Here is a 16,962-nt window from a genome sequence, read left to right as displayed (position 1 = left end):
GCGTGGGTATGGCGGATGCAACCGCTTTGGTGGGTGCCGACCTTGGTCGGCACGGGGCGCCAACCAAGGTTGGCAACTACCGGGGCGGCATCGGTGCCAACCGAGGTTGGCACCCACCAACGCTTTGGTAGGTGCCGACCTTGGTCGGCACGGGGCGCCAACCAAGGTTGGCAGCTACCAGAGCCGCATCGGTGCCAACCAAGGTTGGCATCTACCAGAGCGGCACCCACCGCACCCTTCCTCAGAAGATATCGAACGCGGCGGCGTCGGCCTGCGGCGTATTGAGGTTCAGGTCGTAGTCGGTCAGGCGGTCCATGTCCTCCACCTTCACCCACTCGGTGGCGCCGTTGAGGGTGGCCTGGACCATGCCGCTGGGCGGTTCGTTCTGTGCGATCGGGGTGTCCTTCAGCGCGGTGCGCATGTAGTCGATCCAGATCGGCAGGGCGGCCTTGCCACCGTATTCGCGGTAACCCAGCGAGCGGAAGTCGTCGCGGCCCACCCACACGGTGGTCACGTACGGGCCGCCGAAGCCGGAGAACCAGGCGTCGCGGTGGTCGTTGGTGGAGCCGGTCTTGCCACCCACGTCCTCGCGGCCGAGCACCTTGGCCTGGGCACCGGTACCGCGCTGGACCACGTCGCGCATCATCGACACCAGCTGGTACGCGGTGCGGGCGTCGATCGCGCGCGGGGCGGTGCGGGCATCGGGGTTGACCGGCGCGGCCGGGGTTTCGGTCTTGGCTTCGGCCTTGGCGGCAGCAGCCGGGTCCACCTTCGGGGCCGGGGCACCGAAGTTGAAGCCGTCCACCACCTGGTTGACCGGCTGGTCGCTGCTGCCGGCGCAGTCGCGGCAGGCCAGCGCCGGGTTTTCCTTGAACACCAGGTTGCCGTCGCGGTCATTGACCTGGTCGATCAGCCAGGTGTCCACGCGTGAGCCGCCGTTGGCGAACACGGCGTAGCCGCGGGCCACCGACAACGGGGTCAGCGAGGCGGTACCCAGCGACATCGACAGGTTCGGCGGCAGTTCCGATTCGGCGAAACCAAACTCGCTGATGTACTTGCGCGCATAGTCCACGCCCATGCCATCAAGCAGGCGTACCGAGACCAGGTTGCGCGACTGCACCAGCGCTTCACGCAGGCGCATCGGGCCGCGGAAGCCGCCACCGTCGTTCTGCGGGGCCCAGGTCTTGCCGCGGCGGTCGCGGAACACGACCGGGGCGTCGAGCACGATCGAGGCCGGGTTGTAGCCCTTGTCGAAGGCGGCCGCGTAGACGAACGGCTTGAAGCTCGAACCCGGCTGGCGACGGGCCTGGGTGGCGCGGTTGAACTTGTTGCCGGAGAAGCTGAAGCCACCCACCAGCGCCTTCAGTGCGCCGTTGTGGGCATCCAGCGAGACCAGTGCGGACTGGCCGCGCGGGATCTGGTCCAGCAGCCACTCACCTTCCTTGGCACCGGCGCGCACGCGCACGATGTCGCCGCGCTGCACCAGCTTGCCCGGGGTCTTGTTGGTCCACTTGGCGGCGCCGGCCGGCAGCACGATCTCGCTGCGGTTTGCCAGCACCACCGTTGCGCTGCCATCGGCACCGGTGCTGGCGACGATGGCCGGCAGCAGGCCGGCCTGGCCGTACATGCCACGCAGGTGCTCGGCCAGGGCAGCGGCGTCTTCGCCGGCACCCACCTGCACCTGCTTCTCCACGCCGTGCCAGCCGTGGCGGTGGTCGTACAGCAGCAGGCCGTCGCGCACCGACTGGTTGGCGGCGGTCTGCAGGGTGGCATCGATGGTGGTGGTGACGTGGTAACCCTTGTTGACCACATCGCCGCCGAAGCGGGCGATCATTTCCTGGCGCACCAGCTCGGCCACGTAGGGGGCATCGACCTGCACCGGCGGTTCATGCGCGGTGGCGTGCATCGGCACGGCCTTGGCCGCATCGGCCTCGGCCTGGCTGACGAACTTCAGGTCAGCCATGCGCTGCAGCACATAGTTGTCGCGACGCTGGCGGGCACGTTCCGGGTTGGAGATCGGGTTGCCCGAAGACGGGAACTTGGGGATGCCGGCCAGCGAGGCCATTTCATCCAGGTCCAGCTCGTTCAGCTTCTTGCCGTAGTAGAACTCGGCGGCGGCGGCCACGCCGTAGGCGCGGTTGCCGAAGAAACTCTTGTTCAGGTACAGCTCGAAGATCTCGTCCTTGCTCAGCTCGGACTCGATCTTACGCGCCAGCAGGATCTCGGCCAGCTTGCGGGTGTAGCTGTACTCGGAGCTGAGGAAGAACTGGCGGGCCACCTGCTGGGTGATGGTGGAGCCACCCGGCACGCGCTTGTCGTTGGTGGTGGCCAGCAGCCACACCGCTCGGCCGATGCCCATGTAGTCCACACCGCCATGCTCGTAGAAGCGGGCATCCTCGGTGGCCAGGAACGCCTGCTTCAGGCGCTCGGGCACGTCCTTCATGGTGATGGGGGTACGGCGGGTCTCGCCGAACACCGCCATCAGCTTGCCGTCGGCGGCATAGACGTACATGGGCTCCTGCATTTCCACGTCGCGCAGGGTCTGCACGTCGGGAAGCTTGGAAGACACGGCGTAGTACAGACCGCCCACGGCGGCCGCGCCGATCAGCGCCAGGACCAGGACAATCAGGAAGATCCAGCGCAGCCAGCGGCGGAGTCGAGTCATCGGGTTCAGATTCCGATTGCGAATTTCGTGGTCGCAGAGTATAGATTACGCAAGGTGGCGGCTGGGGTCGGCACCGGGGAGCGCAAGGGGAACAGTCAGGGGCTGCATGGTGAATCCGTGAGGGACTTCACAGCAGGGCCGTTGCCATTTGCTAAGAATACGTTATTAATGCTCGGGCGCAGGTCTTGCGTCCAAGTGCCCGTCGGCAGGGGAGAAACCGTGGGGCTCATCCCAAAAAGTCAGTCGCCGCTTGTAGGCGTCGACATCAGTTCGACTGCGGTAAAGCTTTTGCAGCTGTCCCGCAGTGGCAATCGTTTTCGTGTGGAACATTACGCTGTGGAACCTCTTCCGCCGAATGCGGTGGTGGAGAAGAACATCGTGGAAGTGGAGGCCGTGGGTGAGGCCATCCGCCGCGCGATGAACCGCTCGGGGAGCAAGGCCAAGCTGGCCGCTGCCGCCGTCGCCGGTTCGGCGGTGATCACCAAGGTGATCCCGATGCCGGCCGAGCTCGACGAGAACGACATGGAAGCCCAGATCGAGCTGGAAGCGGTCAACTACATTCCGTACCCGATCGAGGAAGTGAACCTGGACTTCGAGGTGATCGGGGCGATCCCGAACAACCCGGAGATGGTCCAGGTGCTGCTGGCCGCGTCGCGTTCGGAGAACGTGGAACTGCGCCAGTCGGCGCTGGAGCTGGGTGGCCTGCAGGCCAAGGTGATGGACGTGGAGGCCTTCGCGGTCGAGAACGCCTATGCCCTGGTCGCCAGCGAGCTGCCGGTATCCATCGAGGGTGTGGTCGCGCTGGTCGACATCGGTGCCACCATGACCACCCTCAATGTCCTGCGCGGCGGCCGCAGCCTGTACAGCCGCGAACAGGTGTTCGGTGGCAAGCAGCTGACCGACGAGATCATGCGCCGCTACGGCCTGAGCTACGAGGAAGCCGGACTGGCCAAGCGCCAGGGCGGGCTGCCGGAAAGCTACGAGATGGAAGTGCTGGAGCCGTTCAAGGAAGCCACGGTCCAGCAGATCAGCCGCCTGCTGCAGTTCTTCTATGCGGGCAGTGAGTTCAACCGCGTTGATCACATCGTGCTGGCCGGCGGCTGCGCCGTGCTGGGCGGTCTGCCGGAAATGGTCGAGGAACAGCTGGGCGTGCCGACCGTGGTCGCCAACCCGCTGGCACAGATGACCCTGGGGCCGAAGGTGAACGCGCATGCGCTGGCCCAGGATGCCCCCGCGCTGATGATCGCAACCGGTCTGGCGCTGAGGAGCTTCGACTGATGGCACGCATCAATCTATTGCCCTGGCGCGCCGAACGGCGCAAGCAACGCCAGCGCGAGTTCTACGCAATGCTGGGCATGGCCGCGATCGGTGGCCTGCTGCTGTCGCTGGTGATCTGGTTCTACTACGACCGCCAGGTGAGCGGCCAGATGGACCGTAACGCCTATCTGGAAGCCGAGATCGAGAAGGTCAAGGAACAGAACAAGGAGATCGACCGCCTCGACGCGCAGAAGGAACGCCTGCTGGCCCGCAAGAAGGTGATCGAGGAACTGCAGGCCAAGCGCTCGCAGATGGTGCACCTGTTCGATGCGCTGGTGCGCACGATTCCCGATGGCCTGGTGCTGACCGCGCTGAAGCAGGAAGGCGACGTGCTGACCCTGGAAGGCCGCACCCAGTCCAATGCCCGTGTTTCGGCGTACATGCGCAATCTGGAGACCTCCGGTTGGATGACCAACCCGGAACTGTCGATCATCGAAGCGCGTGATCCCGAGAAGGACAAGGACGGCAAGGTGGGCCCGCTGGCCGACATCAAGGCGCTGCCCTATGTGTTCGTGGTCAAGGTGAAGCTGCCGGCACAGAGTGAGGAAGTGGCCGGTACGCCAGGCCTCAACGCCGATGGTTCGGTGGCAGCGCCGGCTCCGCCCACAGTGGCACCGCTTGCAGCCGGCCCGGATGCAGCGGCACCTGCTGCACCGGCCGCCGGCCAGCCTGCTGCTGCACCGGCTGCACCGGCTGCACCGGCTGCACCCGCACCCGCCGCCGCGCCGGTCAACGCACCTGCTGCCACCCCGGCCCCGGCTACGCCGAACCAGCCGGCAGCCCCGGCTGCAAAGCCTGCGCCGAAGCCCGAGGGCAGCCGCCTGGCGCAGCCGCCGCAGGCCTTCAACGCCCCGCTGCAGGGGGATCGCGCATGAGCCAGAAAATCGATCTGAAGAACCTGGATTTCAACGACATCGGCAACTGGCCGCAGAAGGCCAAGATCGTCTTCTGCTCGCTGTTGGCGCTGGTGATCATGTTCGTGGCGTGGATGCTGCTGATCAGTGGCAAGCGCGAGGAACTGGCCGGCCTGGAATCGAAGGAAGTCGAGTTGCGTTCGGAGTTCACCAAGCAGCAGGAGCGTGCGGTGAACCTGGCGCCGCTGAAGCAGCAGCTGGCACAGATGGAACAGGTGCTGCAGCAGATGCTGCGGCAGCTGCCCAGCAAGACCGAAATGCCGGACCTGATCATCGACATCTCGCAGACCGCGCTGTCCAGCGGCCTGACCAACGAGCTGTTCGAGCCGGAACAGGAGCAGGTCAAGGAGTTCTACGCCGAGAAGCCGATCAAGCTGCGCATGGTGGGCAGTTACCACCAGTTCGGTGCCTTCGTCAGTGGCGTGGCGTCGCTGCCGCGCGTGGTCATCCTGACCATGCACGACATCAACCTCAAGCCCAAGGACAAGACCAGCGGCAACGCCCGCAGTGGTGCGCTGGAGCTGTCCGGCACGGTCAAGACCTATCGCTATCTGGATGAGACCGAGGTGCAGGCACAGCAGGCGGCTGACGCCGGCAAGGAGGAGAAGAAGTGATCCGTTCCCTCTTTGCGCGTTGTGGGATGGCTGCCGTCGTGCTGATGCTGGCCGCGTGCGGCCGCGATGTGACCAGCACGCCGGGTGATGCACCGAATCTTGAAAAGTGGGTGGAAGGCGAGCGTGCGCGACCGGCGCAGCCGCTGGAGCCGCTGCCGGTGATGCAGCAGTTCGAAACCTTCGAATACTCCGCACAGGGTCTGCGCGACCCGTTCACCGATGCCTGGACCAATCCGCAGCAGGGGAATGGCGGATTGCGTCCGGATCCGAACCGGCGCAAGGAGCCGCTGGAAGGCTTCCCGCTGGACGCACTGGACATGGTCGGCACCATCGGCACCGGAGCCGCCACCGTGGCGCTGGTGATGGGGCCGGACAAGGTGACCTACCGGGTACGCCCGGGCGGCTACCTGGGACAGAGCGACGGGCGGGTCACGGCGGTCTTCGAAGACCACGTGGAGCTGATCGAACTGGTGCCGGATGGCGCGGGTGGCTGGCTGGAACGGCCGGCAACGCTCTCGCTTGAAGATCAATGATCGTTTACTGGGGATAGCACGATGACCTTTCACCAAGCCAAGGGGCTGCGTCCCATCCGGCGCTTTACCTTGAACCGTGTCAGCGCGTTGGGAGTCGCGCTGATGCTGGCCTGCGCTCCGGCGCTGGCCGCCGCACCGGCGGAAAAGCCGGTGGGCGCCACCGTGGCACCGGCGGCAGCGCCGGCCGGCCTGTCGGTGGCCAAAATCGATTTCAAGCGCGGCGATGATGGCGCCGGGCGCCTGATCGTCCAGTTCGACGGCCAGGGCGCGGTTCCGGACCTGCGTACGCAGGGCAACAGCGTGGTGGTCGATGTCGGTAACGCCCGACTGCCGGCCAACCTGCAGAAGCCGATGAACGTCATCGACTTCGCCACGCCGGTGCAGCGCATCGACGCCAAGCCGTCCGGTGCCGGTACCCAGCTGGTGCTGAGCACCGGTGGCGCGGTGGAGTCGCTGGCCTACCAGAGTGGCAACGAGTACGTGGTGGAGATCAGCCCGCGGCAGGCGCCGGCCGCCGTCGGTGCCGTCACCGCCGGCAGCGTCACCCAGGCTGCCAAGGCCGTCGGCCAGCGCGGTTTCACCGGCAAGCCGGTGACCTTCAACTTCCAGGACGTGCCGGTGCGCACCGTGCTGCAGCTGATCGCCGAGGAATCCAATCTCAACGTGGTGGCCTCCGATTCGGTACAGGGCAATGTGACCCTGCGCTTGGTCAACGTGCCGTGGGACCAGGCACTGGACATCGTGCTGCGTGCCAAGGGCCTGGACAAGCGTCGCGATGGCAGCGTGATCTGGGTCGCTCCGCAGGCTGAGCTGGCCAAATTCGAGCAGGAGAAGGAAGACGCGCGCATCGCCATCGAGAACCGCGAAGACCTGGTCACCGATTACGTCCAGATCAACTACCACAGCGCCACGCAGATCTTCAAAGCGCTGACCGAGGCCAAGGGCATCGGTGGTGGCAGTGGTGGCGGCAATGGCGGTGGTGGCGGCTCGTCGCAGGAGGAGAGTGGCTTCCTGTCCGGGCGGGGCCGCATCGTCGCCGACGAGCGCACCAACACGCTGATGATCAGCGACATTCCGAAGAAGATCGCGCGCATGCGCGAGCTGATCAGTGTGATCGACCGCCCGGTCGACCAGGTGCTGATCGAAAGCCGCATCGTCATCGCGACCGACACCTTCGCCCGCGAGCTGGGTGCGAAGTTCGGCATCAGCGGCAGCCGCGACAACGTGTACTTCAGCGGCAGCCTCGCTGCCAACGAGGAAACCCGCAAGTCGCAGGTCGATACCGCACTGGCCAACGCCAAGGCGGTCCGTGAGTGGCAGGCCGGTGGCAGCGTCGGCCCGGCGCCGATTCCCAGCGGCCCGACCATCAAGCGTGGCCTGAACTGGAACCTGCCGGTGGCTACGGCCAGCAATCCGGGTTCGCTGGCGCTGTCGATCCTCAACGCAGGCTACCTGCTGGACGTGGAGCTGTCGGCCATGCAGGAAGAGTCGCGGGGTGAGGTGATCTCCAACCCGCGCGTGGTCACCACCAACCAGCGCGAGGCGATGATTAAGCAGGGCAAGGAAATCGGCTACGTCACCATCAGTGGCACCGGTGCTGCCGGTGGCGCCGGTTCCACCCCGAACGTGCAGTTCAAGGAAGTGGTGCTGGAACTGCGGGTGACCCCGACCATCACCAACGACAACCGCGTGTTCCTCAACATGCAGGTGAAGAAGGACGAAGTCGACCGCCTGATCGAACTGCAGGGCTATGGCACGGTACCGTCGATCAACCGCCGTGAGGTCAACACCGCGGTGCTGGTCGAGGATGGGCAGACCGTGGTCATCGGTGGTGTGTACGAGTTCACCGACCGCAGCAGCATCAGCAAGGTGCCGTTCCTGGGCGACGTGCCGTTCCTGGGCAACCTGTTCAAGAAGCGCGGCCGCAACAAGGACAAGGCCGAGCTGCTGGTGTTCGTGACCCCGAAGGTGCTGCGCGTGGCCAAGCAGAACTGAGCCCGCGCCTCCGCGAAACGCAGAAGGGCCGCCCTGCGCGGCCCTTCTGCGTTTCCGCCAGTAGATCCACGCCATGCGTGGATGGGCCGTTCAGCCGTTCTTGATGCCATTCGCAGGGCACCCTGCGATGATGTCGGGAACCCGTGCCGTCCCGCGCCGGTCAAAGGCCCCCATGAACCTGCCACCGCCGATGCCCGAAACCGTCTCGCCGCCGTCCGCGCCGGCCACCTCCCGCCTGCATGCCGCTTTCAGCCAGCTGCGCGACGCATTGTCGGCCGAGATCGTCGGCCAGGCCGCGCTGGTCGAACGCCTGCTGATCGCGCTGCTGGCCGATGGCCACCTGCTGGTGGAAGGCGCTCCGGGCCTGGCCAAGACCACGGCGATCCGCGCGCTGGCCTCGCGCCTGGAGGCCGACTTCGCCCGCGTGCAGTTCACCCCGGACCTGCTGCCGGCCGACCTGACCGGCACCGAAATCTGGCGCCCGCAGGAAGGGCGCTTCGAATTCGTACCCGGCCCGATCTTCCATCCGATCCTGCTGGCCGACGAAATCAACCGCGCGCCGGCCAAGGTGCAGTCGGCACTGCTGGAAGCGATGGGCGAGCGCCAGGTCACCGTGGGCCGCCACACCTACGCGCTGCCGCCGCTGTTCCTGGTGATGGCCACGCAGAACCCGATCGAGCAGGAAGGCACCTTCCCGCTGCCGGAAGCGCAGTTGGACCGTTTCCTGATGCATGTGCGCATCGGCTACCCGGACCAGGCCGCCGAATCGGAGATCCTGCGCCTGGCTCGCGAGCGCGCCCGTGGTGCGTTGGGCGAAGCCGCACAAGCGCCGGAAAAGCTGCCGATGCAGGATGTGTTCGATGCCCGCCGCGAAGTGCTGGACCTGCACATGGCGCCGGCGCTGGAACGCTACCTGATCGAGCTGGTGCTGGCCTCGCGTGATCCGTCGCGCTATGACGCTGGCCTTGGCCGCCGCATTGCATGGGGCGCCAGCCCGCGCGGTTCCATCGCGCTGGAACGCTGTGCGCGCGCGCGCGCCTGGTTGGCTGGCCGCGATTTCGTCACCCCCGATGACGTGCGAGCGGTTGCTGCCGACGTGCTGCGCCATCGCGTGCTGCCCAGCTACGAAGCCACCGCTGAAGGCTGGGATGGTGAGCGCTTGGTGCAGGAGCTGCTGGCCCGGGTGCCGGCACCCTGAGCCTGCGCATGACCGATCCATCCCTGCACCACGCCTCCTCCGTCAGTGACGGTGACGGGCTGCGCCCGCAACTGTCCGAACTGGTGGCGCTGCGCCGCCTTGCACAGCGACCGCCGCCGCCACGCCGTGGCCGTGCCGGCAACGCCGGGCAGGCGCCGTCGCCGCTGCGCGGGCGTGGCATGGAATATGCCGAGTCACGCGAGTACGTGGCCGGTGATGATGCACGGCATATCGACTGGCGGGTGACCGCGCGCACCGGACGTGCCCATACCAAGCTGTTCCAGGCCGAACGCGAGCGGGTCAGCCTGATCGTGGCCGATACCTCGCCGGCCCTGTACTTCGGCACCCGCGTGCGCTTCAAATCGGTGCAGGCTGCACGCGCGGGTGCCGTCGCCGCGTGGTCGGCGCAGCGTCGTGGCGATCGCATCGGCGCCCTGCGTGGCAGCGACCGTGAACCACCGATTGCACCGGCAGGCGGCCCGCGCGGCGTATTGCGCGTGCTGGACGCGCTCACCCGCTGGTATGCGCAGCCCCCGGCCGATGACCTTGGCCTGGAACGTGCGCTGGACCATGCCGGTCGCGTCCTGCGCCCGGGTGCACGTGTGCTGGTGCTGGCCGATCCGCAGCAGGCCATCCGTATTCCGCCGGCGCGCTGGAGTGCGCTGGCCCAGCACCACGACCTCAGTCTGGTGCTGCTGGTGGATCCATTGGAACTGCAGCCTCCGTCAGCCGCGCTGCAGTTCCAGACCCTGCAGCAGCGCATCGGCCTCGACCTGCGACGCAGCGAGGTCCAGGCTCATTGGCAGGCCCACTTCGTCGAACCGCTGCAGGACCTGCGGCGCCAGCTGGGAGCGCGCCGCGTCGATGTGCAGGTGCTGTCCACCGACGCGCCCAGCGATGCCTGGCTGGCGCCATCACCGACCGAGGTGCCGGCATGAGCGCGAACCTGCCGCTGCGCGATGTGCAGGTGCCACCCGCCCCATCATGGTGGCCGCCGGCACCGGGCTATCTGATGATCGGCGGCGTGGTGCTGCTGTTGCTGGTGGTGGCGGCCTTCTTCTGGTGGCAGCGTCGCCGTCGCCGCCAACGCTGGTTGCAGCTGTTCGATCAGGAGCTGGCATCTACCGCCGATGCTGCTGCGGAACTGGCAGCCATTGCCGGACTGCTGCGTCGCGCCGCACGCCAGGCGCAGCCCGGCAGTGAATCCCTGCGCGATGACGCCTGGTGGCAGCGCGTGGATCCGCAGGGCACATTGCCGGAAGCACGCCGAAGCCTGTTGGCCGAAGGTGCCTATCGCCCACGCGTGGACGTCAACGAGGTGGCCGCAGTACGCCGCTGGGCGCGCGAGCGCTACCTGGCCATGCTGCTGGAGCGGCGCCGATGAATCTGCTGGCAAGTTACTGGCCATGGCCGGACCTGCAGCTGGCGTGGCCGTTGGCCCTGCTGGCGCTGCCGTTGCCGTTGCTGATGCGCTGGTGGAAGCGTCGTGCCGATCCCGGCGCTGCGCTGCGGGTGCCCTATGCGGCGACGGAACTGCAAGCGCTGTCCGGTGGCGGCCGCGTTGACGTGTCGTGGCTGCGCACGCTGCTGTTGTGGCTGGGTTGGTGCGCGCTGTGCGTCGCACTGGCTCGCCCGCAACAGCTGGGTGAAGCGATCACGCCGCCGCAGGAGGGCCGGCAGATGATGCTGGCGATGGACGTGTCCGGCAGCATGGGCGAGGGCGACATGGTGCTGGGCGGGCAGGCGGTGGATCGCCTGACCGCGGCCAAGGCCGTGCTGGCCGATTTCCTTGATCGTCGTGCCGGTGATCGCATCGGCCTGCTGATCTTCGGCGACCGCGCCTACACGTTGACGCCGCTTACGGCCGATCTGGCCAGCGTGCGCGACCAGCTGCGCGACAGCGTGGTCGGCCTGGCCGGGCGCGAGACCGCCATCGGTGATGCCATCGGCCTGGCGGTGAAGCGCCTGCGCAGCCAGCCTGAAGGCCAGCGCGTGCTGATTCTGCTGACCGACGGCGTCAGCAATGCCGGCGTGCTGGAACCGCTGCGTGCCGCCGAAGTCGCGCGTGCCGAGGGCGTGCGTATCCACACCGTCGCCTTTGGCGGTGATGGCAGCATGCGCCTGTTCGGTATTCCCATTTCCGCCGACCAGGATCCGGTCGACGAGGCTACCTTGAAGAAGATCGCGAGCATGACCGGCGGCCAGTTCTTCCGCGCCCGCGACACTGCACAGCTGGCCGGCATCTATGCCGAACTGGACCGGCTCGAGCCGATCGCTGCGAAGGGACCAAGCCTGCGACCGCGCGAGGAACGCTATGCATGGGCGCTGGGCCTGGCCTTGCTGCTGGGCGCATTGGCCTGGCTGTGGCCGGAGCGTCGCCGATGATCGCACTTGCTTCGAATCTTCCCGACTGGAACGCGCTGCACTTCCTGCGTCCGGAATGGCTGTGGGCGTTGCTGGCGCTGCCGTTGATCATCGCTGTGGCGTTGTATCGGCAGCGGCGCAGCGACGTGTGGCGAACAGCGGTGGATGCCCACCTGTTGCCGCATCTGCTGGCTGCGGGCACGCGCCGCCGTGCACGCCTGCCCTGGGCCGTGCTGCTGGGCTGGACCCTGGCAGCGCTGGCCATGGCCGGGCCGAGTTGGCGGCAGCAGGCACAACCGATGTTCCAGGCCAGCGCACCGCTGCTGGTCGTGCTGGATCTGTCCAGCCGGATCAATGCCACCGATCTGCCGCCGTCGCGCCTGCTGCAGGCTCGGGCGAAAGTGGGCGAGCTGCTGCGTGCCCGCCAGGGTGGCCAGGTGGGCCTGGTGGTCTATGCCGAGGATGCCTACACCGTGGCACCGCTGACCGATGACGGCAGCAACGTCGCGCTGTATCTGGACGCGCTGTCGCCGGATGTGATGCCGCGCGACGGACAACGCGCCGACCGTGGCATCGACTGGGCGACGCGGTTGATGCGCCAGATCGGGGCATTGCGGGGGCAGATCCTGCTGGTCAGCGATCAGGCGGATGATGAAGCGGCACTGGCCGCAGCGCAGGCGCGCAGCCTCGGCATGCAGGTGTCGGTACTGGGGCTGGGCACATCTGCCGGTGCGGCGTACCGGGATGGCACTGGGCAGATCCGCCAGGCCGCGCTGGATGAAGGCAGCCTGCGTGCGGTGGCGACCGCAGGCGGAGGCCGCTATGCCCGCATCGCCACCGATGACAGTGATCTGCGTGCGCTGGGCGTACTTGATGCACGCGAGGGTACTGCGGCGCAGCGGCCCGGCGAGGGCAAGCAATGGCGTGATGAAGGGTTCTGGTTGCTGCCACCGGTGATGCTGCTGGCGCTGTTGGCCTTCCGACGCCGCGCGCTGCTGGCGGCGGTGCTGGCGGTGGGCCTGCTGCCATGGATGAGTGATGTGCAGGCGCAGGCGCCCGCGGTGCCTGCCGCACCGCCGGCGCCGGGCACGCTGTGGAAGCGCGCCGACCAGGTGCAGTACCAGCGTCTGGCCGAAGGTGCGCAGGCTTACCGCAACGGTGATTTCGCCAGTGCCCGCAAGCAGTTCGAGGGCATCGACAGCGATGCGGGCTGGTACAATCTGGCCAATACGCTGGCCCGCCAGGGCAACTACGACGAAGCCATTGCCGCCTACGACCGCGCGCTGGCACTGCATCCCGGCATGGCAGATGCGGTCGCCAACCGTGCCGTGGTCGATGCCGCGCGCAAGCGCAAGCAGTCGGGTGGCAAAGGCCAGGATCAGCAGAAGCCTCCGCAGAACGGGCAGCAAAAACAACCGCAGAATGGTCAGGGCCAGCAGAATCCGCAGGGCCAGCAGCCGCAGCAGGGCCAGCAGAATCCCGGTCAGGGACAGCCACAGTCGGGTCAGCAGGGCCAGCCCAATCCCGGTGACGACAAGAACCAGTCGAGCCCGCAGCCCGGCGAGCGCGGCCGCGATGGACAGCAGGCGCCACCACAGGTGGAGGATGCCAAAGCGCAGGCCCAGGCTGATGAGCAGCAGCGCCAGCGCATGCAGCAGGCCATGCAGCAGGCACGTGAGGGCAAAGGCGATCAGGATGGCAAGCCCGTGCCAGGCAGCGACGGCACCACCCCACGCCAACGCGAGGAGCAGCAGGCGGTGGAGGCGTGGATGCGGCGCGTGCCGGATGATCCAGGCGCATTGCTGCGGGCCAAGTTCCAGCTGGAAAACGAACGCAGGAAGAGGGAAGGGCGATGACGCGGGCGATCAACATGCACGGGCACTGGCCCCGACAGGTACTGGCGGCACTGCTGCTGTGGCTGCCGCTGCTGGCCTGGGCGCAGCCGCGTGCGTGGCTGGACCGCGACCGCATCGCGATGGGCGACACGGTCACGCTCAATGTCGAGAGCGACCAGGGCGCCCCTGACTTCACACCGTTGCGCACAGACTTCGACCTCAGCGGGCAGACCAGCAGCCGCCAGGTAGCGTGGAGCAATGGCAGCATGCAGCAGCGCAACCTGTATGGCGTGGCACTCACGCCACGGCGTAGCGGTGCACTGGTGGTGCCGGGCCTGCAGGTGGGCAACGTACGTACCGCTCCGTTGACCCTGCAGGTGGATGCCGCTGCCGTGGCAGGTCCCGACAGCAATGCGGTGGCGTTCATCGAAACCGCTGTCGATGACGAGACACCGTATGTGCAGCAGAGCGTAGGCGTGGTGGTGCGGTTGTATTTCGCTTCCCAGTTGGCCTCCGGCGAACTGGTGCTGGATACACCGGCCGGCGCGTCGTTGCAGCGGGTGGGCGATGACCGCACCGATGTGCGACAGGTCAACGGCCGCCGCTACAACGTGGTCGAGCGGCGCTTCCTGCTGATCCCCGAGCGCAGCGGTGCACTTCGGCTGGCCGGTGCGCGCTTCAGCGGGCGCAGTGCCGGTGGCTTCTTCGACGATTTCTTCGGCGGCGGCGACGGGCGCATGAATGCCACTGGCGCGGACCGCACGTTGCAGGTGCAGGCGCAACCGGCGCAGGCGCCGCAGCCATGGCTGCCGCTGCAGGGCCTGCAGCTGCGCTACACCAGTGCACCGACCAGCGCCCGTACCGGCGAGGCGGCCAACGTGGTGGTGGAGGCGATTGCCGAAGGCGCTACCCGCGCGCAGTTCACCGATCTGCCGGTGCCCGACGTCGGCAACGCCGCGCAGGTGTTCGCAGAACCTGCGCAGTACGAAGAGACCTTCAATGGCAGTACGCCGCGGCTGAAGATCACCCGCCGCTATTCGATCGTGCCGCGCCAGCCGGGTTCGCTGGTGGTGCCGGGGCCGCGCCTGCCGTGGTGGGACGTGCGCAATGGCAAGGCACAGGAAGCGAAGCTGCCGGACCTGACGCTGGCCGTGGTGGCCGGTAACGGGGGGGGCAGTGCGTCACCTGCACCGCTGCCGCCGATCGACACCGAAGCGGCGCTGCCGGATGGCGATGGCCAGGACAGCCGTATCGCGGCGACCGATCCGCGCGCCAGTGGTTTGTCCGAGCGTCCGTGGCCGTGGATGGGCGCCGCCATCGGCCTGGCGTTGCTGTGGCTGTTGACGCTGTTGTGGGGCTGGCAGCGAGGCCGTCGCCCGCGCGTGGCGGCACCCGTGGCGGCCAAGGGCGCTGTGCCGGCTGTGGCGACTGGACGTGCAGGCGTGGCCGAACTGCGCCGCGCGCTGGATGGTGAAGGGTTTGATCAGGTGGAAGCGCAGCTGTGTGCGATGGCCGGTGTCGAACGTATCGAGCAGGTCATCACGCGGCTCGATGACCCGGCCCAGCGCCAGGTGCTGCAGGAACTGCAGCAGGCCCGATGGGGCGGGCAGGGTGATCTTGCGCCGCTGCGCACGCGCCTGCGCGAGGTCTTCCGTGACGGACCGCACTGGTCGGCGGCAGCAAAGACCGCTGACACTGGCCTGGCGCCGCTGTATCCGCCGCGGCGAACCTGAACCGGCGCCGCTTGCGCGCTTTGTTAGAGTGCATTCATTTTTCGAGGAAACCCGCGCATGACAGCAGCTGCTGCCGACAAGAAGAAGTTGCCCCTGCATTGGAAGATGGGCATCGGCTTTGCGATCGGCCTGATCCTGGGACTGATCGTGCACGCCCTGGGCGGCAGCGTCGATGGTCTGCAGGCCGGTGCCAAGTGGGTAATGGACTACATCACCACCCCGGCTTCGGGCCTGTTCCTCAACCTGATCTTCATGCTGATCGTGCCGCTGATCTTCTCGGCGCTGATCATGGGTGTGTCGGAGATGGGCGACATCCGCGCCCTAGGCCGCATCGGCTGGAAGACCCTGGCCTATACCGTGCTGCTGTCCGGCATTGCCGTGGGCATCGGGCTGGTGCTGGTGAACCTGCTCAAGCCGGGTGTGGGCGTCGACCCGCAGGTCGCTGCGATGATGCTGTCGGAGAACGCCGAGCGCAGCAAGGAGATTGTCGCGGGCATCCACGGCACGCCGAAGGGCATGGACATGCTGCTGTCGATCGTGCCGAGCAACGTGCTGCAGGCCGCGTCTGACAACGGCGCGATCCTGTCGCTGATGTTCTTCGCGCTGATGTTCGGCATCGGCATGGTGCTGACCGACAACGAGAAGGTCGCGCCGCTGCGCCGCGCCATCGAAGGCGTGTTCGAAATTTCGATGACCCTGATCAACCTGGTCATCCGCCTGGCCCCGTATGCGGTGGCCTGCTTCATGTTCAACCTGGCCGCGCTGTTCGGCTTCGAGCTGATCATCCGCCTCGGTGCCTACGTGGGCGTGGTGGTGCTGGCACTCGGCCTGCACATGGTGGTGAGCTACGGTACGGCCGTATGGCTGTCCGGTCGTTCGCCGCTGTCGTTCTTCCGCGATACCCAGGAAGCGACGGTGATGGCGTTCTCCACCGCCTCCAGCAACGCCACCCTGCCGACCGCGCTGCGCGTGGCCGACCAGATGGGCCTGCCGCAGCGCGTGTCGCGCTTCGTGTTGACCGTGGGCGCCACCGCCAACCAGAACGGCACCGCGCTGTTCGAGGGCGTGACGGTGATCTTCCTGGCCCAGTTCTTCGGCGTGGACCTGAGCATCGGCCAGCAGATCATGGTGATGGCGGTCTGCATCCTCGGTGGCATCGGCACGGCCGGCGTGCCGTCAGGCTCGCTGCCGGTGGTGGCGATGATCTGCGCGATGGTGGGCGTGAACCCGCTGGGCATCGGCCTGATCCTGGGCGTGAACCACTTCCTGGACATGTGCCGTACCGCGCTGAACGTGACCGGCGACCTGGCCCTGACCACCCTGGTGGCCAAGGGCGAGTCCCACGATGGCCCGGCGCTGGGCCCGCAGCAGGACTGAGTCCGGATTCCCGTCCCGGGACTCCGGGGACGGGTAGTGCCGGCCGCTGGCCGGGTACGCGTCATCGCATGCGCGCTGCCGCTCCCACGTTTCGCGATGCGAATCGCGGGCCCCCCTTACCGGCCTCCACACCCCGGCGCCTATGGCGCAGCCCCCGAACTCCGGGGGCGGGTAGTGCCGGCCGCTGGCCGGGTACGCGTCATCGCATGCGCGCTGCCGCTCCCACGTTTCGCGATGCGAATCGCGGGCCCCCCTTACCGGCCTCCACACCCCGGCGCCTATGGCGCAGCCCCCGAACTCCGGGGGCGGGTAGTGCCGGCCGCTGGCCGGGTACGCGTCATCGCATGCGCGCTGCCGCTCCCACGTTTCGCGATGCGAATCGCGGGCCCCCCTTACCGGCCTCCACACCCCGGCGCC

At 67.5% G+C, this 16,962-nt stretch carries 13 protein-coding genes; 12 read left to right on the top strand and 1 reads right to left on the bottom strand.

Features of this window, described 5'->3' with window-relative positions; translation table 11 throughout:
* Nucleotides 1–241: 241 nt before the first annotated feature.
* Nucleotides 242–2,665, bottom strand: coding sequence for a penicillin-binding protein 1A (locus ABE423_RS06385; protein ID WP_071229171.1), 2,424 nt, complete (start codon nucleotides 2,663–2,665; stop codon nucleotides 242–244).
* 219 nt (nucleotides 2,666–2,884) lie between these two features.
* On the opposite strand from ABE423_RS06385, the gene ABE423_RS06380 reads away from it, so the two are divergent.
* The 12 genes from ABE423_RS06380 to ABE423_RS06325 all read left to right on the top strand — a co-directional run bounded on the left by ABE423_RS06380 (nucleotide 2,885) and on the right by ABE423_RS06325 (nucleotide 16,545).
* Nucleotides 2,885–3,943 carry a pilus assembly protein PilM gene (locus ABE423_RS06380; RefSeq protein WP_010484061.1) on the top strand — a complete coding sequence of 353 codons (1,059 nt, stop codon included), beginning with the start codon at nucleotides 2,885–2,887 and terminating at the stop codon, nucleotides 3,941–3,943.
* Complete coding sequence (locus ABE423_RS06375; RefSeq protein ID WP_346485412.1) at nucleotides 3,943–4,857, top strand: PilN domain-containing protein; 915 nt, start codon at nucleotides 3,943–3,945, stop codon at nucleotides 4,855–4,857. Before ABE423_RS06380 ends, ABE423_RS06375 begins: the two co-directional genes overlap by 1 nt.
* Nucleotides 4,854–5,510: a type 4a pilus biogenesis protein PilO gene (gene pilO, locus ABE423_RS06370; protein ID WP_049400744.1), complete on the top strand. Its 657-nt coding sequence runs from the start codon at nucleotides 4,854–4,856 to the stop codon at nucleotides 5,508–5,510. The genes ABE423_RS06375 and pilO overlap by 4 nt, the downstream gene beginning before the upstream one ends.
* Before the next feature lie 26 nt (nucleotides 5,511–5,536).
* Complete coding sequence (locus ABE423_RS06365) at nucleotides 5,537–6,043, top strand: pilus assembly protein PilP (protein ID WP_010484064.1); 507 nt, start codon at nucleotides 5,537–5,539, stop codon at nucleotides 6,041–6,043.
* 21 nt (nucleotides 6,044–6,064) lie between these two features.
* Nucleotides 6,065–8,038: a type IV pilus secretin PilQ family protein gene (locus ABE423_RS06360; RefSeq protein WP_049422631.1), complete on the top strand. Its 1,974-nt coding sequence runs from the start codon at nucleotides 6,065–6,067 to the stop codon at nucleotides 8,036–8,038.
* A 172-nt stretch (nucleotides 8,039–8,210) separates the two neighbouring features.
* Complete coding sequence (locus ABE423_RS06355; protein ID WP_032127852.1) at nucleotides 8,211–9,236, top strand: MoxR family ATPase; 1,026 nt, start codon at nucleotides 8,211–8,213, stop codon at nucleotides 9,234–9,236.
* Nucleotides 9,237–9,244: 8 nt separating this feature from the next.
* On the top strand, nucleotides 9,245–10,174 hold the full coding sequence (locus ABE423_RS06350; RefSeq protein ID WP_049422629.1) for a DUF58 domain-containing protein: 930 nt from the start codon (nucleotides 9,245–9,247) through the stop codon (nucleotides 10,172–10,174).
* Nucleotides 10,171–10,620: a DUF4381 family protein gene (locus ABE423_RS06345; RefSeq protein WP_032127854.1), complete on the top strand. Its 450-nt coding sequence runs from the start codon at nucleotides 10,171–10,173 to the stop codon at nucleotides 10,618–10,620. Before ABE423_RS06350 ends, ABE423_RS06345 begins: the two co-directional genes overlap by 4 nt.
* Complete coding sequence (locus ABE423_RS06340; RefSeq protein ID WP_032127855.1) at nucleotides 10,617–11,621, top strand: VWA domain-containing protein; 1,005 nt, start codon at nucleotides 10,617–10,619, stop codon at nucleotides 11,619–11,621. The genes ABE423_RS06345 and ABE423_RS06340 overlap by 4 nt, the downstream gene beginning before the upstream one ends.
* Complete coding sequence (locus ABE423_RS06335) at nucleotides 11,618–13,456, top strand: tetratricopeptide repeat protein (protein ID WP_346485409.1); 1,839 nt, start codon at nucleotides 11,618–11,620, stop codon at nucleotides 13,454–13,456. Before ABE423_RS06340 ends, ABE423_RS06335 begins: the two co-directional genes overlap by 4 nt.
* Nucleotides 13,453–15,168, top strand: coding sequence for a BatD family protein (locus ABE423_RS06330; RefSeq protein WP_346485407.1), 1,716 nt, complete (start codon nucleotides 13,453–13,455; stop codon nucleotides 15,166–15,168). The genes ABE423_RS06335 and ABE423_RS06330 overlap by 4 nt, the downstream gene beginning before the upstream one ends.
* Before the next feature lie 57 nt (nucleotides 15,169–15,225).
* Nucleotides 15,226–16,545 carry a dicarboxylate/amino acid:cation symporter gene (locus ABE423_RS06325; RefSeq protein WP_032127858.1) on the top strand — a complete coding sequence of 440 codons (1,320 nt, stop codon included), beginning with the start codon at nucleotides 15,226–15,228 and terminating at the stop codon, nucleotides 16,543–16,545.
* The last annotated feature ends 417 nt before the right edge of the window (nucleotides 16,546–16,962 follow it).

It is taken from the genome of Stenotrophomonas sp. TWI1409, assembly GCF_039673015.1.
In the GTDB taxonomy this organism is placed as follows: Bacteria; Pseudomonadota; Gammaproteobacteria; order Xanthomonadales; family Xanthomonadaceae; genus Stenotrophomonas; species Stenotrophomonas maltophilia_A.
The sequence above is the reverse complement of the archived record's forward strand: the minus strand, read 5'-3'. Positions and strand labels throughout refer to the sequence as shown.